The organism is Azospirillum doebereinerae, from assembly GCF_003989665.1.
GTDB classification, from domain to species: Bacteria; Pseudomonadota; Alphaproteobacteria; order Azospirillales; family Azospirillaceae; genus Azospirillum; species Azospirillum doebereinerae.
In genome coordinates this window covers 37,764-62,369 of the sequence record NZ_RZIJ01000021.1, presented here as the reverse complement: position 1 = coordinate 62,369, position 24,606 = coordinate 37,764, and the positions used below count along the sequence as shown (strand labels likewise).

Below are 24,606 nucleotides of genomic sequence, written 5' to 3'. Positions count from 1 at the left end.
TGCTTGTCTTGAACGCCGAGCCCGGCCGTCAGGGAAGTTGCACGTCGATCACGTGCGCGATGCCGTCCGGCGCCACCTCGCCGTCCCGCACCGTCACCTCGGTGCCTTTCTTGACCCGAACCTGGAAGCGATCCGCATCGGTTCCGCGGTGCTTGTAGTTGTGGACCTCGATCCGGTAGACGCCCGCCTCGGCGGCACCGGCGGGGAAGAAGACGTTTTCGACGGGCTTGCCTTCCGGATGCGGCCTCCCGCTGTTTGCGTCCACGTCCAGGGTGCCGCCACAGGCGGTCCGGTTGTTGAACGAGATCCGCCCCGCCGTCGGACAATGGACGTGGAGATCCAGATCCGACGGCGTGTTCCAAATGAGCGTGATGGTCAACTCGCCCTCCGCGGCGCCCGATGCGGCGATGCGGCGTTCGAATTCCGTGCTCTCGGCCCGCTGCGTGGGCGGCGCGCAACGCGGTGCTTGGTCGAGCCGCTGCTCCAGCGCCGCCAGTTCGGCGCGCAGCGCGTCGGTGCGCAGGGCTTCCGTGTCGGGAACCGGCACGGCGGCGACCGGCGGCACCGGGCAATAATCGAGGCCACGCCCGCCCGGCCACAGACCGCAGCCGATCATCAGGACATAGAAGATCGCCGCCGCCAGAAGGGCGAAGAGCAGCCACAGCAACGACCACCAGGGGAACGTTTTCACGACGACGATCCGCTCGACAGCCGGAGCCACGGTATTCAGCGGCGGCGAAACGACTGGGGCTTCCGGGATCGGCTGGGGAACGGGCGGCAGCTTCGGCGCCAGCGACTTGGCGGCCTCGGCGCGCCGGACGAACTCCTTCAGGGGGTCCCTGGGGGGTGGGGCGCCCTCCGGCTCGGTGCTCCAGTTGATGATCACCGGCTGGCCGTCGACCGAGAACAGAACGTCCTCGACCGGGCCGGGCACCTGCTGGGCGCGTTGGAGCGTCTCGCCGATGAGGCGGGCGGTCGGATTGGTCGATCCCAGGAGGCGGGCGGTTTCGATCTCCAGCCGGGTCATCCGATCGCGGAGAGCCTCGCGCAGGGCCTTCTGCTGGTCGGGGGGCAGATCGGCGAACCGACGGGCGGACGCGCCGTCGTTCGCAAACCAGGTGATGCGCCCGCCGGGTTGCATGACCGGTTCGGCGAAGAGATCGGCGACGTCCCCGGCTTGCGCGCTTCGCAGATAGCTGTCGATCTGCTCCCACGAATCGAGCACACGGCTGCCGGCGACGCCGGTCGGGCGCAGCCCGGTCAGCGTGGTTTCCGCAATTGGCGTACGGACCATGCCGCTCACTCCGGTCGCCGGGCGGCGGGGTCTGCGGTGGGCGGCGTGCCACCCGGTGGCGTGCCGACGGCGGGGGCTGGCGCTGGCGCTTGAGCCGGTGCCGGTGCCGTGCCGGCCGGGGCGGGGTTGCAGGCGCCGGCGGCGCTGCGCACCGCGACATTGTTGGCGGCGAGGAAGCGGCCGGCATCGGCACTGGCCAAGGCATAGTTCATCCGGCCTTCCTCGCGCGCCTGGATGAAGGTGTTGATGCCGAGCACCCGGCCGCAGCGATCGACCAGCGGGCCGCCGCTGTTGCCCGGTGTGATCTGGGCGGTGTGGAGGACGAGTCCGCTGCCCGAGCCGCTCTGCACGGCGGTGACGACGCCTTCGGTGACGGCGGCGGTCGGCATTTCGGTTCCCTGGCCCCGGATCAGCCGCTGGAAATGCTCATCGGTGTTCAGGATCATGCCGGGAAAGCCGCTGGCGATCACGTTCACCAAACGCTCGGCCGGCGGGGCGAAGGTCAGCGGCATCGGGGTTCCGCCTTCGCCACCGCCCGTGCCGCCGCCCGTCGCGACGCGCAGCAGCGAGAAGTCCGGCGAGCCCGGCGTGTCGTCGGGGCTTTCCGCCACGACCTGGGCGGTGACGACGCCCGTGACGCGGCTGGCCACATGGATCGTCCGCCCCGGCTCCCCGGCGGTGACGTGCCGGTTGGTGAGGATCATGCCGGGCGCCACGAAGAAGCCGGTGCCCGAGCCCTGCACGTTTCCGCCTGCGTCGCTCTGGAGCACCAGCACCGTCGCCTGGTCGAGGAGATCGAGCAGCGACCCCGTGAAAGGACGCCCTTCCGGCAATGATTGGGGCGGCACCGGTGTCTGGGCGGCGACGGGCGGCGGCAGGGCGGCCCGATCCTGGGGCGTCACCGCCGCCGAGCCGGGGCCGTCCGGAACGCGATAGGCGCCGTCGGCGACGCAGACCCGGGCGTCGAGAAGGCGGCGCAGGCTGGCCACCCGTTCTTCCATTGTTCGGTTGTTGTCGCGCTGGGCGCTCGACGGCGGCGTGTAGGGAACGGGGGGTGGGGCGGCCGCGACGGGGTAGCGCAGCACGCCGGGGATCAGCAGGAACAAAAGAACGATCGCCGCGATCAGGCAGGCGATGGCGGGTGCCAGCCATGGGCGGCAAACCGAAACCACGGGCTGGGGCGGTCCGGTCGGGCGGCCATCGGACGTATGGCTGTCAGGCGCATGGCCGTCGGACGGCGTGGCGCCTTGACCGTTCGGGCTTCCGGTCGCCGCAGGGTTGCCTTCCCCGTTCACGCTCATTCCTGTGACCCTTCTTTTTGTCTGTCCGCGTGTCGGCTGGTCCGGGGGAGGGGAATCATCGGCAATGCTCCGGAACATCCTGTCCGGACGCCGCCCGCAGCAGCGGGGCGAGGTTGGCGATGTCTCCCGATTGCAGGAACTGCCCACCGGTCTTGTTCGCCACGCAGCGGATGGCCTCGATTCCACGGCTGATGGCGACAACGTTCACGTTGATCTCCGGTCGGGCCTGTTCCAGTCGCGCGGCTGCCGCGCAGGGATCGCCCCCGCAGCTGTCGTAGCCGTCGGAAATCAGCACTACGTTGATCGGCCGTCCCGTCGCGCCGTCGCGGGGGATCAGGCCGGGCAGCGCCTCCAACGCAGCGGTCAGCGCGGTCGAATTCCGCAATGGCGTGTTGGCGATGGCCCGGTTCAGCGCGGACCGCTGCGCGGGGGAGAAATGCCCTTCGTGGCGGGGCGGTCCGCACTGCGCGAAGCTGATCAGATCGAAGGCGACGTTCGGGTCGGCGGCATCGACCAGTTCGGTCATCGCCTGTTTGGCGATCTCGATCCGCGAGGTTCCCGGCACCCGCTCGGCCTGCCGTATCAACTCCATCGCTTCGGCGAAATCCGGGGAAGGCGGCCGCCGGCCCTCAGCCTTCAGCCTGTCCTGAAGGACTTGGAGGCGTCGTTCGATGGCAGGATCGAGCGCGTACGAAAATTTCATGCTGGTCGATGCGTCGAGCAACAGGACGACCCGGTCCGAGCGCCGCATCGGGCAGGCCGCCGGCGCTTCGGCGCGGCGGGGGGCGGGAGGCGGCGCTTCGGCGCGGGGCCGGGGAGACGCCGGTGGAACCGGGGCCGGGGGAGGGGCTGGGCAAAAGGGTGCCAGCGCGATCTGCCTTTCCAACTGCCCGATCTGGTCCACCAGCACGGCCCCGCGCAGGCTTTCAGCCTGGGCGTCGGGGAAGGAGGCCACCACCGCGACGGGCGGGGCCGGGCAGGCATCGATCAGGTTGCCGATCCCCGGCAAGGTCAGGCTGCACGCCGACAGGGCCAGCCAGCCGATCGCCACGCCGAGCAGAGCCATGAAGGCGAGCAACGGAACCATGGCGGTGAAACCCGATGGACGCCCGTGCGGCATACGCCCCTCAGGCATCGTCGCCTCCGCCGTCTTTCAATGACTTTGGGCGCATGGATGTCGAGGCCGGCGGGAACCGCTTGTCGAACGGCTCCGCATGCTTGGGTGCCGTGGTGCTGCACGGGATGGGCATCGCAACCTTACGGAAGGAGAGAAACTTCCATTCCCTTTTCATGCAAATTTATCTCGAAGTCCACATCAAAGGTGGCTACTCTCAATGCGTTGTTGACACCTGAAAGACGTGTTCCGGGGCTTTCTCGATTTTGTTGGCTGCAGTGGCGGCATATTATAAATTATGGGGAAATTCATGGCATTGCGCGGCATCCGCATAACGGCGGCATTGACTCTCGTCCTTTTTTCGGCAGCCTGCACGACCACCGGAAGCTCGTCGGCAACCCTGTCGCCCGATCAAAAGGCGCTGCGTGACTATTCGGCCGACTACACGGTGCAGGGCGCCGTCGCCGGCGCGGTTCTTGGCTGCGTGACCGGCGCGCTCTTGAGCCGGAACCGGGCGGTCGGTTGTGCCGCAGGGGCAGCCGTGGGTGGGGCGGCCGGTGGTACCGGAGGGTATTTCCTGGCCCAGCGCCAAAATCAGGTGGGGGCGACCAGCGCCGCCTACACCGTTCAGAAAAGCGATCTGGACGGGAAGGTCGAGGAGTCCAGGCAGGCCGCCGCGCTCTCCGCCAAAATCGCATCGACGGCGAAGGCCGACATCCGGCAGCTTCAGCGTCAGGTTGCATCGGGGCAGGCGAGCAACGCCCAGCTCATGGCCAAGGTGCGCGAGGCCGAGCAGGACCGTGAAAGCATGACGAACGCCTCGAAGAAGATGGAGGACACCATCGGCAAGCTGGAAACGGACATCAACAGTGGAAAAGGCAGCAAGAGCGACGTCGCCTACATGAGGACGAAGCAGGCCCAGTTGGTCGCCGAGAAGCGCAAGCTGGACGCGACGATCAGCGATCTCGCCGGCATCACGGGCGCTGGGACCGGCGTCGGCGCCGGCGTCTGACCACCCTCAACCCCTCCGAAACTCGGGCCGCCATGGGTGTAAGCATGATCAACGTGGAAAACACGCGGCGACTGGTCATGGCTCTGGCCATGAGCTCGACCCTGACCGCTTGCGCCATGACGGCCCAGCAATGCGATCCCGCCCTGGTCAACAACGTGCTGGCGGCGGCGAACTGCAACATACTGGGCGGTTTCGATGCCCATCTGCAGACCGCGCGAGCGGAGGTCGAGGCTCTGCGTGCCGAGCTTGCTGCGACTCAGACAAAAGCTGCCGGCATGGACCGCGAGGCTCAGCTCCTGGCCGGCAACCGGGACGCCCTTCAGCGAAAGATGACGAGCGAGAAGCGCGATCTCGATCGCTTGCAGCTGAAGTTGGCAGGCATGAGGGTCGAAGGCGACAAGGCGCGCGCCAAGTTGGCCGCTCTGCAAGAGCAGCTCAAGGTGGCCGAGACGAAATTGTCCGGCATGGACAAAAGCAATGTGACGGCCGAGGAGATTGCGGCCTTGGAAGCCGATATCGCCGCAAGAAAGGAAGCCGTTACGAGACTTTCGGGTCGGGCATTGCAGGAGTAAGCACCGACTGAACCGCTCCGGGTTTCTTGGCGCTCCCATTTCTTTGAGGATGGAGGCATCATCACGAAGCGGACCTCACCCGAATACGCCTTCAAAATTCGCAAGAGTGCGGTTGCGGAGGCCGCGCACCGGCCATGCCGGCTTCGTCTTGGACGCTCTGGACCAAGCACTTCATAACCCGCCGGACGGCCAAGAAGGCAAAGGCCTCGGTCACCACACCGACGGCAGTCAAGTACACCGAGCGCCTGACCCGGCTGGCACCGAGTTGCCGGTCGGCCTCGTCGGCCACTCCTATGACAACACCCCGGCCGAGACGATCAACCGCCTCTCATGCTCAAGCCGAAGTCGTCGCCATAGCGGCGTGGCGCAGTCCAAATGGCCTCCGACCATCCAAGCGATTTACGTTTCCTTCGAGATCATCGGCAGGGTAGGCGCCCGGTCATGCCGCCGAAGGCCGGCGCGGACGCGCCGCACGGCGCTGTGCATCACCCACAAGGATCTCGTCAGAGAAACTCCTCACCTTCATCGGGGGGCTGACCACGATCTACACCTCCCGGCTCGACCTTGGCGAGCAACGGGGAGGCGTCCCTGACGTTGGCATTCACGACGGTGTCATCCTTTCGAGAAAGTTGAACAAGACGTTTGATCTTATCCCAGTATTTCGACGAACCGTTTCGGCTTAACACTGGGGGCACAGGACGAGGTGGCCAACGAGCCGGCCAGCAACGAAGCGACCTCCTCAACATCCCATTGCCCCTGGAGACCGACATGAGCATCACCGCCACCCCGACCCCCGGCAAGTCCCTGCTGTCCCCCAAGGACCACACCCTGGTGCTGATCGACTTCCAGTCGCAGATGGCGTTCGCCACCAAGTCGATCGACACGACGCTGCTGCGCAACAACGCCGCCCTGGTCGCCAACGCCGCCGCCGGCTTCGGCGTTTCGACCATCCTGACCACGGTCGCCGAAAAGAGCTTCTCCGGCCCGATGTTCAGCGAGATCACCGAGCCCTTCCCCGGTCAGGCGCTGCTCGACCGCACCTCGATGAACACCTGGGAGGACGCCGCCGTCATCGACGAGGTCAACCGCATCGGCAAGGACCGCATCGTGTTCGCCGGGCTGTGGACCTCGGTGTGCATCGTCGGCCCGGTGGCCTCGGCGATCGACCAGGGCTTCGACGTCTACTTCATCGCCGACGCCTGCGGCGACATCTCGGCCGAGGCGCATGAGCGCGCGGTGGAGCGGATGATCCAGCTCGGCGCCAAGCCGATGACCGCGCTCCAGTATCTGCTGGAACTCCAGCGCGACTGGGCGCGCGCCGAGACCTACGATCTGGCGACCGGCATCGCGAAGAAGTGGGGCGGCGCCTACGGGCTGGGCGTCACCTACGCCAAGACGATGTTCGGCGCCTCCGAAGGCGGCCACTGAGGGCGGCGGGAGGGGCCGGCGGTGTCCGGCCCCTCCCGACGCTTCCGGAAATCCTGCAACGCTGAGCCTCGGGGGAACGGACCCATGAAACCTTATCTGCTCTCGCTTGGTGCCGGCCTGCTGGTGGGCATCGTCTACAGCCTGCTGAACGTTCGCTCCCCGGCCCCGCCGACCATCGCCCTGATCGGGCTGCTCGGCATCCTGCTGGGCGAGCAGGTGATCCCGGTCGCCAAGCGCCTGTTCGCCGGGCACGAGGTGGCGGCCTTCCTGCGCACCGACTGCGCCGAGCACGTGCTGGGTCAATTGCCCGGCCACGGCAAGGGTGGCAGCGTCGACAAGGGCGCGTAATTCCTTATCCGCCCACCCCGACGCCTCCGGCCCCGCCGCCGATCCCGTCCCACCGCTGAACGGAAACCGATCATGGCATCGACCGACCTGATCCTGACCAACGCGAAGATCACAACGCTCGACCGCGAGAACCCCCAGGCCACGGCGGTCGCCATCCGCGACGGGCGCTTCCTGGCCGTCGGCAACGAGGCCGAGGTGCGGGCCGCCGCCGCGCCCGACGCGGCGGTGATCGACGCCAAGGGCCGCCGGGTCATCCCTGGCCTGATCGACAGCCACATGCACATCATCCGCGGCGGGCTGAACTACAACATGGAGCTGCGCTGGGACGGCGTGCCCAGCCTGTCCGACGCGATGGCGATGCTCAAGCATCAGGCGGCGATCACCCCGCCGCCGCAGTGGGTCCGCGTGGTCGGCGGCTTCACCGAGCACCAGTTCGCCGAAAGGCGCCTGCCGACCATCGAGGAGTTGAACGCCGCCGCCCCCGACACGCCGGTCTTCATCCTGCACCTCTACGACCGGGCGCTGCTCAACGCCGCCGCCCTGCGCGCGGTGGGCTACACCAGGGACACGCCGAACCCGCCGGGCGGCGAGATCGTGCACGACGCGGCCGGCAACCCGACCGGGCTGCTGCTGGCCCAGCCCAACGCGACGATCCTCTACGCGACGCTGGCCAAGGGGCCGAAGCTGCCGCCCGAATACCAGCTCAATTCCACCCGCCATTTCATGCGCGAGATGAACCGGTTGGGCGTGACCGGGGTGATCGACGCCGGCGGCGGCTTCCAGAACTACCCCGACGATTACGCGATCGTCGAGAAGCTGCACGAGGACGGCGAACTGACGCTGCGCATCAGCTACAACCTGTTCACCCAGAAGCCGAAGGAGGAGCTGGCCGATTTCGCCGGCTGGGCCAAGCAGGTGAAACCCGGCGACGGCGACGACACCTACCGCCACAACGGCGCCGGCGAGATGCTGGTGTACTCGGCCGCCGATTTCGAGGATTTCCGCGTCGCCCGCCCGGACATGCCGCCCAGCATGGAGGGCGATCTGGAGCCGGTGGTGCGCCTGCTGGCCGAGAACCGCTGGCCGTGGCGCCTGCACGCCACCTACGACCAGACCATCGGCCGCGCGCTCGACGTGTTCGAGAAGGTCAACCGCGACACGCCCTTCGCCGGCCTGCACTGGTTCTTCGACCACGCCGAGACGATCAGCGACCGCAACATCGACCGGATCGCGGCGCTGGGCGGCGGCATCGCCGTGCAGCACCGCATGGCCTACCAGGGCGAGTATTTCGTCGAGCGCTACGGCGCCAAGGCCGCCGAGCGGACCCCGCCGATCAAGCGGATGATGGAGGCCGGCGTGCCGGTCGGGGCGGGGACCGACGCGACGCGCGTCGCCAGCTACAACCCGTGGGTCTCGCTGTCCTGGCTGGTCACCTCGCGGACTGTCGGGGGCCTGAGCCTGTACCCGGTCGCCAACCGGCTCGACCGCGAGACGGCGCTGCGGCTGTGGACCGAGGCCAACACCTGGTTCTCCAACGAACAGGGCAAGAAGGGGCAGATCAAGGCCGGGCAGTTCGCCGACCTCGCCGTGCTGTCCGACGACTACTTCAGCGTGCCGGAGGACCGCATCGCGCATCTGGGCTCGGTGCTGACACTGCTGGGCGGCAAGGTCGTCCATGGCGAAGGCGATTACGGCCCGCTGGCGCCGGCCTTGCCCAAGCCGATGCCGGACTGGTCGCCGGTCCGGACCTTCGGCGGTTACCACCGCCCCGACGCGGAGCGGACGGCGCTCGCCTCGGCCTGCGGCTGCGCGCAGTCCTGCACCGTCCACGGCCACGACCACGCGGCGGCGCTCGGCGCCGACGTCCCGGCGGCCGACGTCCAGACCTTCTGGGGCGCGCTCGGCTGCGGCTGCTGGGCCGTCTGACCGTTCCACACCCGATCCAGCTGGAGAGTTTCCATGACGCCGCAACGCGACACCCCCGCCTTCGTCGACACGATCCTCGGCTGGCCCGGCCTCTGGTTCCTCGCCCGTCTGGCGCTGGTCGGCGCCTATCTCCTCGGCGGCGCTGTCAAGCTGGGCGACTGGCCGGGGGCGGTGGCGGAGCAGGCTCATTTCGGGCTCCATCCGCCCGCGCTGTGGGCGGCGCTGACCATCGCCGTCGAACTGGTCGGCTCGCTGCTGATCCTGCTCGACCGGGCGGTCTGGCTCGGGGCCGGGATGCTCGGCGTCTTCACCGTGCTGGCCGCCGTCATCGCCAACGGCTTCTGGACGATGGCCGGGCCGGAACGCTTCATGGCGACCAACGCCTTCTTCGAGCATCTGGGGCTGGCCGGCGGCTTCGTCCTCGTCGCCCTGCTGTCCAGCCTGCGCCGCCGTCACCCGGCCTCGGCCGACCGGTTCTGAAAGGGACGCGCTCCATGACCGCCTCACCCGGCCCCGCCGCCCCCTTGCCCTGGCTTCTCCTGCTGCTGTCGGTGACGACCGGGCTGGTCGACGCCATCAGCGTGCTCGGCCTAGGCAAGGTCTTCACCGCCAACATGACCGGCAACATCGTCTTCCTGGGCTTCGCCGCCGCCGGGACGCCGGGCTTCCGCGTCGTTCCCTATCTGGTGGCGTTGCTGTCCTTCCTCGTGGGCGCGCTGGTCGCCGGGCGCACCGGCAAGGCGCACGCCGGCCGGCCGCTGCGGCGCTGGCTGCTGGTCGCGGCCTTCATCGAAGCCGGCCTGCTGTGGATCGCGGCGGTCGTCGCGCTGGATTTCGACATCGCCAGCCAGACGCCGGGGGCAAGCCTCTACGCCATCATCGCGCTGACCGGGCTGGCGATGGGGTTCCGCAACGCCACGATCCGGCAGTTGAAGATTCCCGACCTGACGACCACGGTGCTGACCCTGACGCTGACCGGGCTGGCCGCCGATTCCAGCCTTGCCGGCGGCGCCAACCCCAACTGGCAGCGCCGTGTCGGCGGTGTCTTCGCGATCTTTCTCGGCGCGGTCCTCGGCGCGGTTCTGGTGATGCGGGTGGGGCTGGCGCTTCCCCTCGCCTTGACCGGTCTTCTGGTGATCGTCGGCACGGCCGCCTGCGCCCTTCACCCGGCGTCGGCCGAACCCGTGGCCGCGTGATCCCTTCCGCGATCCGTCCAAGGCCGGTGCTTGATGGGGCGTGGTGTCCATGCTCCACCGGCAAATGGCGACGGCGCCATTGCCCCGCGAAGGAGCCGACACGACATGTCTTCCCGGCAGCCGGACATCGCGCGAAGCACCCTATGAGCACGAAAGACACGAGGAATCCCTGCATCGGAGCCTGCCGTTTCGGCGCGGACGCCGAATGCCGTGGCTGCCATCGTACGAAGGCTGAGGTGAAGGGCTGGAAGCGGTTGTCGGATGGGGAGAAAGCCGCGATCAACCATCGCATCCAGGCACAAGCCGCACTGGAGACGAAGCCGAGCGATGGCAAGCGGCTTCGCAAGCTCGACCGAAAAATCCGGAAACTCGAAGCCAAGCTGAGTGCCTTGAAAGCGGAGCGGGAAACTTCGGCTGGCGCCGCCCTGTCGCGCGCGCCTCCGGAAGGGGGGATCGTGCCGCTCCGCTCAACGACCCTCCGACGCTGAGGAGTTGCGACTTGGTGCACCAAATCACAATTTTGGTATTCTAAACCGCTTGACCGCCATCACCGGGATCGCCACATTGGCGCGTATACGGAACAGATCTTTTGCTCGGAATCTGTGATGCAGGCTGAGAAACCAAGCCGGGTTTCGGAAATGCGCCAAGCCCTCGAACAGGAAATCCTGGAGGGAGCGATACGGCCCGGCGAACGCCTCGATGAACGCGCGCTGGCCGACCGGTTCGGCGTGTCGAGGACCCCGGTGCGGGAGGTGCTGTCGCAACTGGGCTCGACCGGTCTGGTATCCATCAAGCCGGGGGCGGGGGCGTCCGTCGTGCGGATGTCCCCCAAGCAACTCATCGGCATGATGGAAGTGCTGGTCGAACTGGAAGCCTTGGCCGCCGGCCTTGCCGCGCGCCGGATGGCAATAGGCGAGCGCAATCGTCTCAAAAGCGTGCATGATGAAAGTCACGTCGCCGCCTTGGCCGGTGACATCGAGGTCTATGACCGGCTCAACCGCGAACTGCATGAACTGATCTACGCCGGTAGCCGGAACGAACATCTGGAGCAGCAGGCGAAACTGATCCGCAGCCGAATGCGGATATATCGCCAATACCCGTTCCAACACACGGCGCGGCCTTTGAAATCCTACAGCGAGCATGATTTCTTTGTGAAAGCGATCCTCGAAGGGGACAGCGAAGCCGCCCGGATGCACATGCACAATCACATGACCGTAGGCGGCAACATCTTTGTCGACATGGTCGTCGGCATGCCGGCTCTCGGCGAGAGCGCCTAAAAGAGCGTTTCTTGGTCGGAGGCGGCCACGCGCAAGGCGCGGGAAAGCCCTTCGCCGCCAAAACGAACGCCGCTTTCCTGGCGGATACCCGCGCCTGCGCGCGGCTTTCAAACCCACACTCACAGACTGGAACCGGCGGTTTGTTTCGCCGGGCCACTCCGCATGGCGTTATCGGAGCCGGATAATGCGGTTTCCACGGATTGCGGGCATTGTCACCATTTTCGAATTGCATTCCATAAATGATTTTTGGTATGCCATTTATCGTGAATGAAGCGATCCGACGCCGAATTTGGTATTCCTCTACCGCGCCGCAATGAAAAAAGCATGACAGTGGGAGATACGATGAACGGTTGGCCAGAGACCGAAGCCGCCGCGCCGGCGACGACACCATGGCTTACGACGACGGACGCGGTCGCCACGATCCGGCTCAACCGCCCCCGGCAGCACAACCGGATCGATCCGGCGGACATCGTCGTCCTCCATGAGCTGATCGTGACGGCCGAAGCGGATCCCACCGTTCGGGTCCTGGTGCTGACCGGCACGGGAGCGAGCTTTTCCTCCGGCTACGACCTGAGCACTGCCCAAACCTCGGCACGGCCGGGGCCGTCCTCCACCGGTGCGGCCAAGCCGGACACTGCCACGGATGATGGGGAGGTGGCGTTCTCCCGGCTGTGCGACCGGGTCGAGGCGATCCGCGTGCCGACGATCTGCGCCCTGAACGGCGGCGTCTACGGCGGCTCCACCGACCTTGCGCTGGCCTGCGATTTCCGGATCGGCGTGACCGGCATGCGGATGCGCATGCCGGCGGCCCAACTCGGCATCCACTTCTACCCGAGCGGCCTGCGCCGATACGTGTCCCGGCTCGGTCTGGCGACGGCCAAGCGCCTGTTCCTCACCGCCGAAACCATCGGGGCGGAGGAGATGCTGCGGGTCGGCTTCCTTGATCGACTGGTGGAACCCGAGGCGCTGGAAGGGGCGGTGGCGGAGCTGGCCGCGCGCATCGCCGCCTGCGCCCCCCAGGCAACCGCCGGAATCAAGCGGTCGCTCAACGACCTCGCCAACGGCGCGCTGGACGACCGGGCGGGCGAGGCGGCCTTCCGCGCCAGCCTGCGGTCCGACGAATTCACCGAAGCCTTGAAGGTCTGGTCGCAGCGCAAACCTTCCTGAAGGCACCCGACAACCGAAAGCCGAGACGAATCATGGCCGATCAGACACGCGCGCCCACCCTGGATCCCCACGCCCTGGCACGGGAGCTGTCGGGTTTCCTCCTGATCGACGGCGACCTGCGGCCGGCGCTGTCGGGGGCGACCTTCGATGTCGTCAACCCGGCGACTGGCGAGACCGTCGCCACCGCCGCCGAGGGCGACGCGCAGGACGTCGCCGCGGCGGTCGCCGCCGCGTCCAAGGCCCAGCGCGGCTGGGCGCGGCTGCCGGCCCGCGAGCGCGGCCGGCTGGTGGCCGAATGCGGCCGCCGCCTCACCAATCACGCCGAGGAGATCGGCCGGCTGCTCGCTTTGGAGACCGGCAAGGCGATCCGCACCGAAAGCCGGGTCGAGGCCACGCTGGTCTCCGACACGCTGGCCTTTTACGGCGGCCTCGCCTCGGAACTGAAGGGCGAGACGGTGCCCTTCAACCCGTCCATGCTGACCTTTACCCAGCGCGAGCCGATCGGCGTTGTCGGCGCGATCATCCCGTGGAACGTGCCGCTCTACCTGATGGCGCTGAAGATCGCCCCGGCGCTGGTCGCCGGCAACGCGGTCGTCGTCAAGTCGGCCGAGGAGGCGCCGCTGGCCACCCTGCGGGTCATCCAGGTGATGAACCAGGTGCTGCCGGCCGGCGTGCTGAACATCCTGTCGGGCGACGGCCCCGGCTGCGGCGCGCCGCTGGTCGCGCATCCCGGCGTCGGTAAGGTGACCTTCACCGGCTCGGTCGAGACCGGCAAGATCATCGCGCGTCTGGCGGCCGACAAGCTGATCCCGGTCACGCTGGAGCTGGGCGGCAAGAGCCCGATGATCGTGATGGGCGACGCCGACCTCGACCGCGCCATCGACGGCGCCGTCGCCGGCATGCGCTTCACCCGCCAGGGGCAGAGCTGCACCGCCGCCTCGCGCATCTTCGTGCATGAAAGCCTGCACGACGCCTTCGTCGCCAGACTGAAGGCGCGGGTCGACGCGATGACGATGGGCGATCCGCTGGACGAGGCCACCGACATCGGCACCATTGTCTCGCCCCAGCAGTTCGACCGGGTGCAGCGCTACATCGCGCTCGGCGAGACGGTGGTGGGCGCCGTGGCGCACCGCTGCTCGGCCCTGCCGGTGGACGAGCGGCTGACGCGCGGCCTGTTCGTGCAGCCGGTCCTCTTCACCGGCATCCCCAACGACCACGCGCTGGCGCGGGAGGAGATCTTCGGGCCGGTGACCTGCGTCATCGCCTTCCGTGACTATGAGGACGCGCTGGCGATGGCCAACGACAGCGACTTCGGCCTCGCCGCGACCATCTGGACGCGCGACCTGCGCACCGCGATGGACGCGACCCAGCGTCTCCAGGCCGGCTTCGTGCAGGTCAACCAGAACCTCGTCGTCCAGCCGGGCCTGTCCTACGGCGGCGTCAAGCAGTCGGGGCTGGGCAAGGAGGCCTCGTTCGAGGCGATGCTCGACCACTTCACGCACAAGAAGACGGTCATCATCAACATGACCTGATACCCATCATGATTTGAACCAGGAGCCGGCGGCACAAGCCGGCGAAACGGGAGGAAACACCATGACGAAGCCCATTCTCGCCGTCGCGCTCGCGGCGGCGTCGCTGGCGGCTGCCGGCAGCGCGCAGGCCGGCCCGGACGCGATCCGCATCGGCGTGCTCAACGACCAGACCGGGCTCTACGCCGATTTCGGCGGGATCGGCTCGGTCGAGGCGGCGAAGCTGGCGGTGGAGGATTTCGGCGGCACGATCCTCGGCAAGAAGATCGAGATCATCACCGCCGACCACCAGAACAAGCCGGACATCGGCCTGACCATCGCCCGCGAATGGTTCGACGTGCAGCAGGTCGACGCCATCGCCGAGCTGACCAACTCGGCCATCGCCATCGGCGTGCAGAATCTCGCGAAGGAGCGTGGCCGGATCACGCTCGCCACCGCCGCCGGCACCACCCGGCTGACCAACGAGGATTGCTCGCCCACCAGCTTCCACTGGATGTGGGACACCTACTCGCAGGCCACCGGCACCGCCCGCGCCGTGCTCCAGGGTGGCGACAAGAGCTGGTTCCTGCTGGCGGCCGACTACGCCTTCGGCCACCAGATGGCGGCGGAGCTGTCCAAGACCGTGCAGGAGAACGGCGGCACGGTGGCCGGGCAGGTGAAGCACCCGATCGGCAGCGCAGACTTCTCCTCCTTCCTGCTCCAGGCCCAGGCGTCGAAGGCCCAGGTGATCGGGCTGGCCAACGGCGGCACCGATACCTCCAACGCGATCAAGCAGGCGGCGGAGTTCGGCATCACCGACGGCGGCCAGAAGCTGGTCGGCCTCGCCGTCATGATCAGCGACGTGCACGCGCTGGGCCTCGCCAGCGCCAAGGGGTTGATCGCCACCGACGGCTATTACTGGGACCGCGACGAGGGCAGCCGCGAGCTGGCCCGGCGCTTCGAGGCGCGCATGAAGCGCAAGCCCAACATGGTGCAGGCCGGCGTCTATTCCGCCGTGGTCCATTATCTGAAGGCGATGCAGGCCGCCGGCACCGACGACGGCAAGGTGGTGGCCGAGAAGATGCGCGAACTTCCGGTCAACGATCTCATCACCAAGGGCGCCACCGTCCGCGCCGACGGTCGGGTCGCCCGCGACATGTACCTGATCCAGGTGAAGACCCCCGCCGAATCCAAGGGGCCCTGGGACTACTACAAGATCCTCCGCACCATCCCGGCCGATCAGGCGACGATGCCGCTGAGCGAGAGCAAATGCTCTCTGGTCAAGAAGAGCTGACGCGGCCCGAACGGATCTCAGAAGGATAAAGTCATGGCACGGATTGCGTTCATCGGGCTGGGCAACATGGGCCGTCCCATGTGCGACAACCTCGTCAAGGCCGGCAACGGCGTCGTCGGCTACGACATCGCGCCGTCGATGCGCGACGCCTACGCCGCCGCCGGAGGCCGCGTCGCGGCCACCCTGGCCGAGGCGCTGGCCGAGGCCGACACCGTCATCAGCATGATCCCGACCGGCCGTCATGTGCGCGCCGCCTACGAAGGGGAGGGCGGCGTGTTCGCGCTGGCCCGCTCCGGCACGCTGATGATCGACTGCTCGACCATCGACGTGGAGAGCGCGCGGGCGGTCAGCAAGGCGGCTTCCGACGCGGGCTTCGTGATGGTGGACGCGCCGGTCTCCGGCGCCGTCCCGGCGGCCCAGGCCGGCGCCTTGACCTTCATGGTCGGCGGCACCGCCGAGGGCTACGAGCGGGCCTGCCCGGTGCTGTCGGGCATGGGGAAGAACCTGTTCCACGTCGGCGCGTCGGGCAGCGGCACGGCGATGAAGATCTGCAACAACATGATGGCCGGCATGAGCATGGTCGCCATCAGCGAGGTCTTCACGCTGGCGGAGAAGCTCGGCCTCGACAACCAGGCAGTCTACGACGTCGTCAGCCGCTCGTCGGGCAATTGCTGGGCCTTGCAGGTCTACTGCCCGGTTCCGGGGCCGGTGCCGACCTCGCCGGCCAACCGCGACTACCAGCCGGGCTTCACGGCGGCGATGATGCTGAAGGACATGCGCCTGTCCCAGCAGGCGGCCGGCGCCAGCGGCGCCGCGACTCCGCTGGCCGGCGCGTCCGCCGCCTTCTACCAGATGCTGGTGGAGAGCGGTCACGCCGCCAAGGATTTCAGCGCCGTCTTCGAGCTGATCTCGGGCCGCCTCAGCCATTCGCCGGCGGAGGGTTGAGTATGGCCGGCACCACGCCCCAGGGCAACACGGTCCAGGCGGTCCGCGTCCATCAGCCCGGCGGTCCCGAGGCGCTGGTGCTGGAGACGGTCGCGCTGCCTCCCCCCGGTCCGGGGGAGGCGCTGGTCCGCCACACGGCGATCGGCGTCAACCTGATCGACACCTACCACCGCTCCGCCCTGTCCGGGCAATACGCGATCCCGCGCCCGGCGGTGCTGGGCGTGGAGGGGGCGGGCGTCGTCGAGGCGGTCGGCCCCGGTGTCGACACGGTCCGGCCGGGCGACCGCGTGGCCTACTGGATGCTGCTCGGCGCCTACGCCGAAAAGCGCATCGTCCCCGCCGCGCGCCTTGTCAGACTGCCGGACACGGTGTCCGACGCGGTGGCGGCGGCGGCCATGGTCAAGGGCACCACGGCGCAGTACCTGCTGCACCGGGTCTACCCGGTGAAGGCGGGCGACACGCTGCTCGTCCACGCCGCCGCCGGCGGGGTCGGGCAGCTTCTCTGCCAGTGGGCGCGCAGCCTGGGCGCCACGGTGATCGGCACGGTCGGTTCGCCGGAGAAGCTGGACATCGCCCGAAGCGCCGGCTGCGAGCACGCGATCCTGTCCCGTGACGAGGATTTCGCCGTGCGCGTCCGCGACATCACCGGCGGGCGTGGAGTCGACGTGGTCTATGACTCCATCGGACAGGACAGCTTCCTGCGCTCGCTCGACTGCCTGCGGCCATTCGGCATGATGGTGAATTACGGGCAGGCCAGCGGCCCGGTGCCACCGCTGGACATCGGCGTGCTGGCCCAGAAGGGCTCGCTGTTCCTCGCCAAGCCGACGCTGGCCACCGTCACTTGCAGCCGCGCGGACATCGAGGCGCTGGCTGGGAACCTGTTCGCGGCGCTGGCCGAGGGCCGCATCCGGGTCGAGGTCTCCCGGCAGGCGCCGCTCGCCGAGGCGGCGGCGGTGCATCGCGACCTGGAAGCCCGCCGGACGACCGGATCGATCGTTCTGGTCCCTTGAGCGGGCCGGAAGCCGAGAGGCGATTGGAAACGCAATGATGACCGAAAACCTCTACAGCCTGCTCCTGCCGTCCGACCCGCAGGACGATGCGCGCGCCGCCCTCCGGACCGAGACGGACGCGGTGTGGAGCTACGGCGACCTGCGGCGGACGGCGGGCCGGATCGCGCGGCTGCTCCACGAAACCGGCGTTATCCGGGGCGACCGGGTGGCGGTGCAGGTGGAGAAATCACCCGAAGCCCTGTGCCTCTACCTCGCCGTCCTGCAACTCGGCGCGGTCTACCTGCCGCTGAACACCGCCTACACGCTGACCGAACTGCGCTATTTTCTGGGCGACGCGGAGCCGGCGGTCTTCGTCGGGCCGCCGCATTCCGCCGGGGAGGTCGAGGCGCTCGATCCCTCGGTTGCACGGAAGGTTTTGACGCTCGCCCCGGACGGCGGCGGCAGCCTGATGGAGGCCTGCCGTGACCTTGCGCCCTGGGACGCCGTCGCCGACGTGACGGCGGACGAGGTGGCGGCGATCCTCTACACCTCGGGGACGACGGGACGCCCCAAGGGCGCCATGATCACCCACGGCAACCTCGGCTACACCGCGCGCACCCTGACCCGCCTGTGGGGCGTGACCGAAAGCGACGTGCTGCTGCACGGGCTTCCCATCTTCCACGCGCACGGGCTGTTCATCGCCATCAACACGATGCTGCTCGGCCGGGCCTCGATCCTGTTCCTGGCGAAGTTCAACGCGGACCGCGTGGTCGCCTTGCTGCCGCGCGCGACGCTGTTCATGGGGGTGCCGACGCTCTACACCCGCTTGCTCGCCGACCCGCATCTGACGCCGGCGCTGTGCCGGGCCATGCGGCTGTTCACCTGCGGGTCGGCACCGCTGTCGGCGGAGACCTTCGCGCGCTTCGAGGAGCGCACCGGCCACCGCATCCTCGAACGCTACGGCATGACAGAGACCGCGATCATCACCACGAACCCGCTGGAGGGCGAGCGGGTGCCCGGCACGGTCGGCTATCCGCTGCCGGGGCTGGAGATCCGCGTCGCCGACGAGGCCGGACGGGCCGTGGCGCCGGGAGAGGTCGGCGGGCTGGAACTGCGCGGCCCGAACGTCTTCAAGGGCTATTGGCGGATGCCCGAAAAGACGGCGGCGGAATTCCGTCCCGACGGCTTCTTCATCACCGGCGATCTGGTCAGCCTCGCCCCGGACGGGCGGGTCAGCATCGTCAGCCGCGCCAAGGATCTGATCATTTCCGGCGGCTACAACGTCTACCCCCGCGAGGTGGAAAGCGTCCTCGGCCGCATCGCGGGCGTGCGCGACGCCGCCGTCATCGGCGTGCCGCACCCGGATTTCGGCGAAGGGGTGATGGCGGTGGTCGAGCGCCAGCCGGAATGCGGTGCCCTTGACGGGGCGGAGATCGTCGCCCAGGCGGCCCGCGAGCTTGCGGGGTACAAGCTGCCCAAGATCGTGGTAATCCAGGATTCCCTTCCCCGCAACGCCATGGGAAAGGTGCAGAAGAACGAGCTTCGCGAGCGGCACAAGGATGCGTTCAAGAGGTGAATTGCGTTTCCGCGTGCGGCAAATTCATGTGCACAGCGCGGATCCTGCGACAGCCCGGCCTCCATGCGGAGACCGGGCTGTCGCATTTCGTGGCAGCGCCCGGCTCGACCGGATCAACTCTACCCATTCGATATATGACCAAACCGGACAACCCATGCGGGTCGGCCGAAAGGGGAAGATCGCCAAATAAATCGGATCGGACGCATCTTTCCTGTGAAAGAGTCGGGGGGCTCGAACGTCTCAGTAAAGGGGGAGGCAATGCGTCGGGACAAGCGACGCGTGGCCGGGGAGCAACCGGGCACCCGCGTGGGCGGGGCAGAAAGGGTTACGATCCGATGACGTCGCTGGAACGGCTTTGCCAGGAACGGGGATTGTCGATGAGCCGGCAGCGCCGGCTGATCATCCGCGTGCTGAGCGAGGCGCGCACGCATCTGAGCGCCGCCGACCTCCATCAGCGGGTGACCGAACTCGACCCGGACATCAGCCTCGCCACCATCTACCGGACGCTGACGATCTTCGAGGAGGAGGGCGTCCTCAAGCGTCTCGACTTCGGCGACCGCAAGATGCGCTACGAGCAGGCGGACAAGGAACCGCACGACCATCTGCTGGACACCACGGACGGCTCGGTGGTGGAGTTCCAGGCGCCGGAGGTTGCCGCGCTGCTGGCGACCATCGCCGCCCGGCTCGGCTACCGGCTGGACGGCTACCGGCTGGACGTGTTCGCGTCGCCGGACGACTCCCGCGCCGAGTCCGCGCGCGCTTGTGTGACGGCCGTGCAACCTCCGGCGAAACGGCCGAGAAGCCGCCACCATCACCATGACGGCCGGGAACACAGCGCGCCGGGACGGTGAGTTTTTGGCAGGCCCCCATCCCCCGCGCCCGCGCGTGGCGCGTGGCCTTGACGACCGGAGTCGCCGTCTCCACTCTGATCGTGATGTCGGCTGCCTCGCCGCCAGCCATGCCGCGATGACCCTTCTCTTGGCCAGCCTGAGGCGCTTCACCAGGGGATTTCGACGATGAGCGACCGCAGCTCCGACCTTCTTGCCCGCATCGAGGCCTTGCGCGCCGCCGAACCGCGCCTGCGCGCCCGCGACCTCGCCCAGAGGCTGGGCGTGAGCGAGGCGGAGTTCGTGGCCGCCGGCTGCGGCCGCAGCGCGACGCGGCTGCGCCCCGACTGGGCCGAACTTTTGCGGGCGCTGGAGCCGCTGGGGGAGGTCATGGCGCTGACCCGCAACGACAGCGCGGTGCACGAGCGCCATGGAATCTACCGCAACGTCCAGATCCATGGGATGCAGGCCCTGGTGCTGGACGAGGACATCGACCTTCGCATCTTCCTCGGTCGCTGGCACCACGGCTTCGCGGTGGCGGAGGGCGCGGCGGAACAGCCGCGCCGCAGCCTGCAAATCTTCGACGTCGACGGCACGGCGGTCCACAAGATCTACGTCACCGGCAAGACCGACGCCCAGGCATACGCGGCGCTGGTCGCCGCCTTTCGCGCCGGGGACCAGAGCCCGGCCCTGACGGTGACGCCCAAGGCCGACGCGGGGACAGGCGACGGCGTGGCCGACGATCAGATCGACGTGCCGGCCTTCCGCGCCGCCTGGGACGGGTTGCAGGACACGCACGACTTCTTTCCGCTGCTGCGCCGCTTCAAGCTGGCCCGCACCCAGGCCCTGCGGCTGGGCGGGGAGGGGCGGGCGGAAGCCATCCCGGTCGACGCGCCGCGCCGGGTTTTGGAATTGGCCTCGGCGCGCGGCACGCCGATCATGGTCTTCGTCGGCAGCCCCGGCGTGATCCAGATCCACACCGGCCCAGTCGTCCGGATCGAGCCGGCGGGGCCGTGGATCAACGTGCTGGACCCGGCCTTCAACCTGCATTTGCGCGAGGATGCGGTGACCGACGCGTGGATCGTGCGCAAGCCGACGCAGGACGGCACCGTCACCTCGGTCGAGGTGTTCGACGGTGCGGGCAACACCATCGCCCTGTTCTTCGGCAAGCGCAAACCGGGACAGCCGGAAGACCCGGCGTGGCGCGATCTGGTCGCCGCGCTGGCCCTGGCGCGGGACGCCGCGTGATGCCGGCCCTGTCCTTGCGCCGTCCGTTACGCCGTCGCGCGCTGCTGGGCGGTTTGGCGGCGCTGCCGGCCCTCGGTGGTGTCTTGGGCGGCACACTGCATGCGGCGGCTCCCGAACGCATCGTCGCGCTGGGCGGCGCGGTGACTGAGACGGTCCACGCGCTGGGCCGCAGCGGCGAACTGGTCGGCATCGACCGCACCAGTCTGTTCCCGCCCGATCTGGTGCGCGGGCTGCCCCAGGTCGGCTATGTCCGCACGCTGGCGGCGGAGGGCGTGCTGTCGCTGAACCCGACGCTGATCCTGGCCTCGGCCGACGCCGGGCCGCCCGCCACGCTGGAGCAGCTGGAGCGCTCGGGCGTCCGTCTGGTCCGCCTGCCGGAAGCGGTCGACGCCGAGGGCGCCGCCCGGCTGATCCGCGCCGTCGGCGCCGCGCTGGACCGCGGGGTGGAGGGCGAGGCGCTGGCCACCGCGCTGGAGCGCGACCTCGCCATCCTGTCCGCTGCCCAGGCCGGCCATCCGCCGGGGCCGCGCGTGCTGTTCGTGCTGGGCATCGGCAGCGGCCCGCCGATGGTCGGCGGGCGCCACACCGGCGCCGAGGGCATCATCCGGCTGGCCGGTGGCCGCAACGCCATCGACGGCTTCGAGGGCTACAAGCCGCTGTCGCCGGAAGCCGCTCTGGTCGCCGCCCCCGACCTGATCCTGACCACCGAGCAGTCGCTGACCCAGCTCGGCGGCCCCGCCGGGCTGCTGGCGCGGCCGGAGCTGGCCGGCACCCCCGCCGGCCGGGCCGGGCGGGTCGCCGCCTTCGACGCGCTGTATCTGCTGGGCTTCGGCCCACGCACCGGGCAGGCGGCGCGCGACCTCGCCAAGGCGTTGACGGAGAGGAACGGTTGAGCGGTGCGGTCCTGCCGCGCCGACGGGCGGTCCAGGCCCGCCACCGCGTGGTGGCGCTGAGCGGTCTGGCGCTGCTGGTTCTGGCCGCCGCCTTCGCGTCCCTGCTGGTGGGGGCGATGGCCATTCCCCCGGCGACGGTCTGGGCGGTGCTGACCGAGGGGGCCGGCGATCTCGGGCAGCGCACGGCGATCCTCGATCTGCGGCTGCCGCGCACGCTGATGGGGCTGCTGGTGGGGGCGAGCCTGGGGTTGGGCGGCGCCGCGCTTCAGGGTTTGTTCCGCAACCCGCTGGCCGATCCGGCCCTGGTCGGGGTGTCGGGCGGGGCGGCGCTGGCCGCCGTCACCGCCATCGTGCTGGGCGACGCGCTGGTCGCCGTGGCGCCGTGGGTGGCTCCGTGGTCGCGGTGGTTCGTCGCGCTGGCCGCCTTCCTCGGCGCCATGGCGGCGGCGCTCTGCGTGCTGGGACTGGGGCGCGGGGTCGCCACCACCATGCTGCTGGCCGGGATCGGGGTCAACGCGCTGGCGATGGCCGGCATCGGCCTGCTGGTTTTCGGGGCCAACGACCGGCAGCTGCGCGACATCACCTTCTGGAATCTCGGCAGCGTCGGCGGCGCCACATGGCCGGCGGTCGCGGTGATCGCCCCCCTCATCCTGGCGGCGGCGCTGCTGATCCTGTCCTGCGCGCGCGGGCTGGACGCGCTGACGCTGGGGGACCGGCAGGCGGCGCATCTCGGCGTGCCGGTCGAGCGGCTGGGGCTGCTGGTGGTCGGCGGGGTGGCGCTGGCGGTGGGGGCGGCGGTGTCTATGTCGGGCATCGTCGGCTTCGTCGGGCTGATCGTGCCGCATCTGGTGCGCCTGTGCGCCGGGCCGGACCACCGCACGCTGCTGCCCGGATCGGCGCTGATGGGGGCGGCGCTGATGGTCGGCGCCGATTGCGTGGCGCGGAGCGTCGTCGCCCCGGCCGAGCTGCCGGTCGGGCTGGTCACCGCGCTGATCGGCACGCCCTTCTTCCTGTGGCTGATCCGCCGCCGGGGGGCCGCCGCGTGACCGCCATGACCGCGATGATCGAGGCGCGCGGCATCGTCGTCCGCCATGGCCGCGACCCGGTGCTGCACGGCGTCGACGCGGCGGTGCGGGCGGGGCGCGTGCTGGCGGTGCTGGGGCCGAACGGGGCGGGGAAGTCGACCCTGCTCGGCGCCCTGGCCGGCGATCTGCGGCCGGCTGCTGGGAGCCTGACCTTCGACGGGCGCCCGCTGGCCGGCTGGCGCCCGCGCGATCTGGCGCGCCACCGCGCCGTGCTGCCTCAGAACGCCGTCGCCGCCCCGGATTTCCTGGTGGAGGAGGTGGTCGCGCTCGGCCGCCTGCCCTTCGCCCGCAGCGCCGAGGCGCTGGACGACGCCCGCGCGGTCGCCGACGCCCTGCGCGACGCCGGGGCCGAGGCGTTGGCCGGGCGACTCTACGGCGCGCTGTCGGGGGGCGAGCGGCAGCGGGTGCAATGGGCGCGGCTGCTGGCGCAGATCTGGTCGCGGACGACCCGCCCCGGCGCCGTCCTGCTGGACGAGCCGACGGCCGCCATGGATCTGGCGCACCAGACCGCCCTGCTGCGCGAGGCCCGCGCGCTGGCTGGGCGCGGGCTGGCGGTGGCGGCGGTGCTGCACGATGTCAACGCCGCCGCGCTCTACGCCGACGACGCGCTGCTGCTGCGCGACGGGCGGGTCGTCGGGTCCGGGCCGGTGGCGGAGCTGTTGCAGCCCAGCCCGCTCACCGCCTGTTTCGGCGTTCCGGTCGAACGCCTGACCCGCGCCGACGGTCGCCCGGCCTTCGTGGTGGGGTAAGGGCCGGGCTTGGCGGTTACGCGCTTTCCAGCACCAACAGGCCGGCGCCGGTGTTGGAGATCGGGATGTGGTAGTTGCTGTGGACCTTCGACACCTTGTCCCCCAGCGCGCCGCGCATGATCAGCCACAGGATCAACTCGGCCCCCTGCGCGCCGGCCAGCCGGACCAGATCGTGGATGGAGTAGCGCGCCAGGGTCTCCGGCTCGTCGACGATCTTCTCCAGGCACATCAGGTCGAAGGCCTTGTTGATGAAGCCCGCCCGCTCGCCGTCCAGCTGGTGCGACAACCCGCCGGTGCCCAGCACCACGACCTTCAGGTCCTTGCCGTAGGACTCGACCGCCCGGCCGATGGCTTGCCCCAACTTGAAGCAGCGGGCCGGGGTCGGCAGCGGGTGCTGCACCGTGTTGACCGCCACCGGGATGGTCTTGACCGTCCTCGCGGCACGGTCGGGCCACAGCAGCGACATCGGCACGGTGAAGCCGTGGTCGACCGCCATCTCCTGGCAGGAGCAGATGTCGAACTCGTCGGCCACCAGCGATTCGATCAGGTGCCAGGACAGCTCCGGGTCGCCCGGATAGGGGGGAAGCGGCTGCAGGCCCCAGCCCTCGTCGCGGTTCTCGTACTCGAAGGCGGCGCCGACCGAGAAGGTCGGCATCTTGTCGAGGAAGAAGTTCAGGCCGTGGTCGTTGTAGACGACGATGGCGACGTCCGGCTTGACCTTGTCCAGCCACGCGCGAACCGCCGGGTAGCCGTCGAAGAACGGCTTCCAGTAAGGATCCTCGAACAGCTCCTTGGCGATGGCGTTGCCGATCGCGGGGATGTGGGAGGTGGTGACGCCACCGACGATCTTGGCCATG

24 protein-coding genes and 1 pseudogene are annotated in these 24,606 nt (G+C 69.1%); 21 read left to right on the top strand and 4 right to left on the bottom strand.

Annotated features, from left to right (window positions below):
• Positions 1 to 28: 28 nt before the first annotated feature.
• The 3 genes from EJ913_RS22850 to EJ913_RS22840 form a co-directional block, all read right to left on the bottom strand.
• Positions 29 to 1,294 carry a DUF2135 domain-containing protein gene (locus EJ913_RS22850; RefSeq protein WP_127002221.1) on the bottom strand — a complete coding sequence of 422 codons (1,266 nt, stop codon included), beginning with the start codon at positions 1,292 to 1,294 and terminating at the stop codon, positions 29 to 31.
• A gap of 5 nt (positions 1,295 to 1,299) precedes the next feature.
• On the bottom strand, positions 1,300 to 2,466 hold the full coding sequence (locus EJ913_RS22845; RefSeq protein ID WP_185909899.1) for a S1 family peptidase: 1,167 nt from the start codon (positions 2,464 to 2,466) through the stop codon (positions 1,300 to 1,302).
• A gap of 184 nt (positions 2,467 to 2,650) precedes the next feature.
• On the bottom strand, positions 2,651 to 3,730 hold the full coding sequence (locus EJ913_RS22840) for a vWA domain-containing protein (protein WP_127002217.1): 1,080 nt from the start codon (positions 3,728 to 3,730) through the stop codon (positions 2,651 to 2,653).
• A 289-nt stretch (positions 3,731 to 4,019) separates the two neighbouring features.
• Between EJ913_RS22840 and EJ913_RS22830 the strand changes: the two genes are divergently transcribed.
• The 21 genes and pseudogenes from EJ913_RS22830 to EJ913_RS22735 all read left to right on the top strand — a co-directional run bounded on the left by EJ913_RS22830 (position 4,020) and on the right by EJ913_RS22735 (position 23,749).
• A complete protein-coding gene (locus EJ913_RS22830; protein WP_185909898.1) occupies positions 4,020 to 4,721 on the top strand; it encodes a glycine zipper domain-containing protein in 702 nt (233 codons plus the stop codon).
• 44 nt (positions 4,722 to 4,765) lie between these two features.
• On the top strand, positions 4,766 to 5,293 hold the full coding sequence (locus EJ913_RS22825; RefSeq protein WP_127002211.1) for a hypothetical protein: 528 nt from the start codon (positions 4,766 to 4,768) through the stop codon (positions 5,291 to 5,293).
• Between the two features lie 97 nt (positions 5,294 to 5,390).
• A pseudogene (locus EJ913_RS32740) lies at positions 5,391 to 5,621 on the top strand (IS3 family transposase); the annotation flags it as partial.
• Positions 5,622 to 6,061: 440 nt separating this feature from the next.
• Positions 6,062 to 6,721 (top strand): isochorismatase family protein, encoded by a 660-nt coding sequence (locus tag EJ913_RS22820; protein ID WP_127002209.1) that lies wholly within the window; start codon positions 6,062 to 6,064, stop codon positions 6,719 to 6,721.
• An 84-nt stretch (positions 6,722 to 6,805) separates the two neighbouring features.
• Positions 6,806 to 7,069 carry a DUF1427 family protein gene (locus EJ913_RS22815; RefSeq protein WP_127002207.1) on the top strand — a complete coding sequence of 88 codons (264 nt, stop codon included), beginning with the start codon at positions 6,806 to 6,808 and terminating at the stop codon, positions 7,067 to 7,069.
• Between the two features lie 72 nt (positions 7,070 to 7,141).
• Entirely contained in the window at positions 7,142 to 8,995 is a 1,854-nt protein-coding gene (locus EJ913_RS22810; protein WP_127002205.1) for an amidohydrolase, read from the top strand.
• A 33-nt stretch (positions 8,996 to 9,028) separates the two neighbouring features.
• Positions 9,029 to 9,475 (top strand): DoxX family protein, encoded by a 447-nt coding sequence (locus tag EJ913_RS22805; protein ID WP_127002203.1) that lies wholly within the window; start codon positions 9,029 to 9,031, stop codon positions 9,473 to 9,475.
• A 14-nt stretch (positions 9,476 to 9,489) separates the two neighbouring features.
• Positions 9,490 to 10,191 (top strand): YoaK family protein, encoded by a 702-nt coding sequence (locus tag EJ913_RS22800; protein ID WP_127002201.1) that lies wholly within the window; start codon positions 9,490 to 9,492, stop codon positions 10,189 to 10,191.
• 143 nt (positions 10,192 to 10,334) lie between these two features.
• Positions 10,335 to 10,679, top strand: coding sequence for a DUF1289 domain-containing protein (locus tag EJ913_RS22795; protein WP_127002199.1), 345 nt, complete (start codon positions 10,335 to 10,337; stop codon positions 10,677 to 10,679).
• A 117-nt stretch (positions 10,680 to 10,796) separates the two neighbouring features.
• On the top strand, positions 10,797 to 11,468 hold the full coding sequence (locus EJ913_RS22790; RefSeq protein ID WP_127002197.1) for a GntR family transcriptional regulator: 672 nt from the start codon (positions 10,797 to 10,799) through the stop codon (positions 11,466 to 11,468).
• A 342-nt stretch (positions 11,469 to 11,810) separates the two neighbouring features.
• Positions 11,811 to 12,635 (top strand): enoyl-CoA hydratase/isomerase family protein, encoded by an 825-nt coding sequence (locus EJ913_RS22785; RefSeq protein WP_127002195.1) that lies wholly within the window; start codon positions 11,811 to 11,813, stop codon positions 12,633 to 12,635.
• 32 nt (positions 12,636 to 12,667) lie between these two features.
• Positions 12,668 to 14,167, top strand: coding sequence for an aldehyde dehydrogenase family protein (locus EJ913_RS22780; protein WP_127002193.1), 1,500 nt, complete (start codon positions 12,668 to 12,670; stop codon positions 14,165 to 14,167).
• Positions 14,168 to 14,228: 61 nt separating this feature from the next.
• Entirely contained in the window at positions 14,229 to 15,437 is a 1,209-nt protein-coding gene (locus EJ913_RS22775) for an ABC transporter substrate-binding protein (protein WP_127002191.1), read from the top strand.
• 33 nt (positions 15,438 to 15,470) lie between these two features.
• Entirely contained in the window at positions 15,471 to 16,382 is a 912-nt protein-coding gene (mmsB, locus tag EJ913_RS22770; RefSeq protein ID WP_127002189.1) for a 3-hydroxyisobutyrate dehydrogenase, read from the top strand.
• A gap of 2 nt (positions 16,383 to 16,384) precedes the next feature.
• A complete protein-coding gene (locus EJ913_RS22765) occupies positions 16,385 to 17,392 on the top strand; it encodes a quinone oxidoreductase family protein (protein WP_127002187.1) in 1,008 nt (335 codons plus the stop codon).
• A 34-nt stretch (positions 17,393 to 17,426) separates the two neighbouring features.
• Positions 17,427 to 18,947 carry an AMP-binding protein gene (locus EJ913_RS22760; RefSeq protein ID WP_238522117.1) on the top strand — a complete coding sequence of 507 codons (1,521 nt, stop codon included), beginning with the start codon at positions 17,427 to 17,429 and terminating at the stop codon, positions 18,945 to 18,947.
• 335 nt (positions 18,948 to 19,282) lie between these two features.
• Positions 19,283 to 19,798: a Fur family transcriptional regulator gene (locus EJ913_RS22755; RefSeq protein ID WP_127002185.1), complete on the top strand. Its 516-nt coding sequence runs from the start codon at positions 19,283 to 19,285 to the stop codon at positions 19,796 to 19,798.
• Positions 19,799 to 19,963: 165 nt separating this feature from the next.
• Positions 19,964 to 21,022 (top strand): hemin-degrading factor, encoded by a 1,059-nt coding sequence (locus tag EJ913_RS22750; protein WP_127002183.1) that lies wholly within the window; start codon positions 19,964 to 19,966, stop codon positions 21,020 to 21,022.
• Positions 21,022 to 21,915, top strand: coding sequence for a heme/hemin ABC transporter substrate-binding protein (locus EJ913_RS22745; RefSeq protein WP_127002181.1), 894 nt, complete (start codon positions 21,022 to 21,024; stop codon positions 21,913 to 21,915). Before EJ913_RS22750 ends, EJ913_RS22745 begins: the two co-directional genes overlap by 1 nt.
• Positions 21,912 to 22,961: a FecCD family ABC transporter permease gene (locus EJ913_RS22740; protein WP_211099025.1), complete on the top strand. Its 1,050-nt coding sequence runs from the start codon at positions 21,912 to 21,914 to the stop codon at positions 22,959 to 22,961. The genes EJ913_RS22745 and EJ913_RS22740 overlap by 4 nt, the downstream gene beginning before the upstream one ends.
• A 5-nt stretch (positions 22,962 to 22,966) precedes the next feature.
• Complete coding sequence (locus tag EJ913_RS22735; protein WP_244939466.1) at positions 22,967 to 23,749, top strand: heme ABC transporter ATP-binding protein; 783 nt, start codon at positions 22,967 to 22,969, stop codon at positions 23,747 to 23,749.
• A 16-nt stretch (positions 23,750 to 23,765) separates the two neighbouring features.
• Here the strand turns inward: EJ913_RS22735 and EJ913_RS22730 are convergent, their stop codons facing one another.
• Positions 23,766 to 24,605, bottom strand: coding sequence for a class III extradiol dioxygenase family protein (locus EJ913_RS22730; protein ID WP_127002177.1), 840 nt, complete (start codon positions 24,603 to 24,605; stop codon positions 23,766 to 23,768).
• Position 24,606 lies beyond the last annotated feature (1 nt).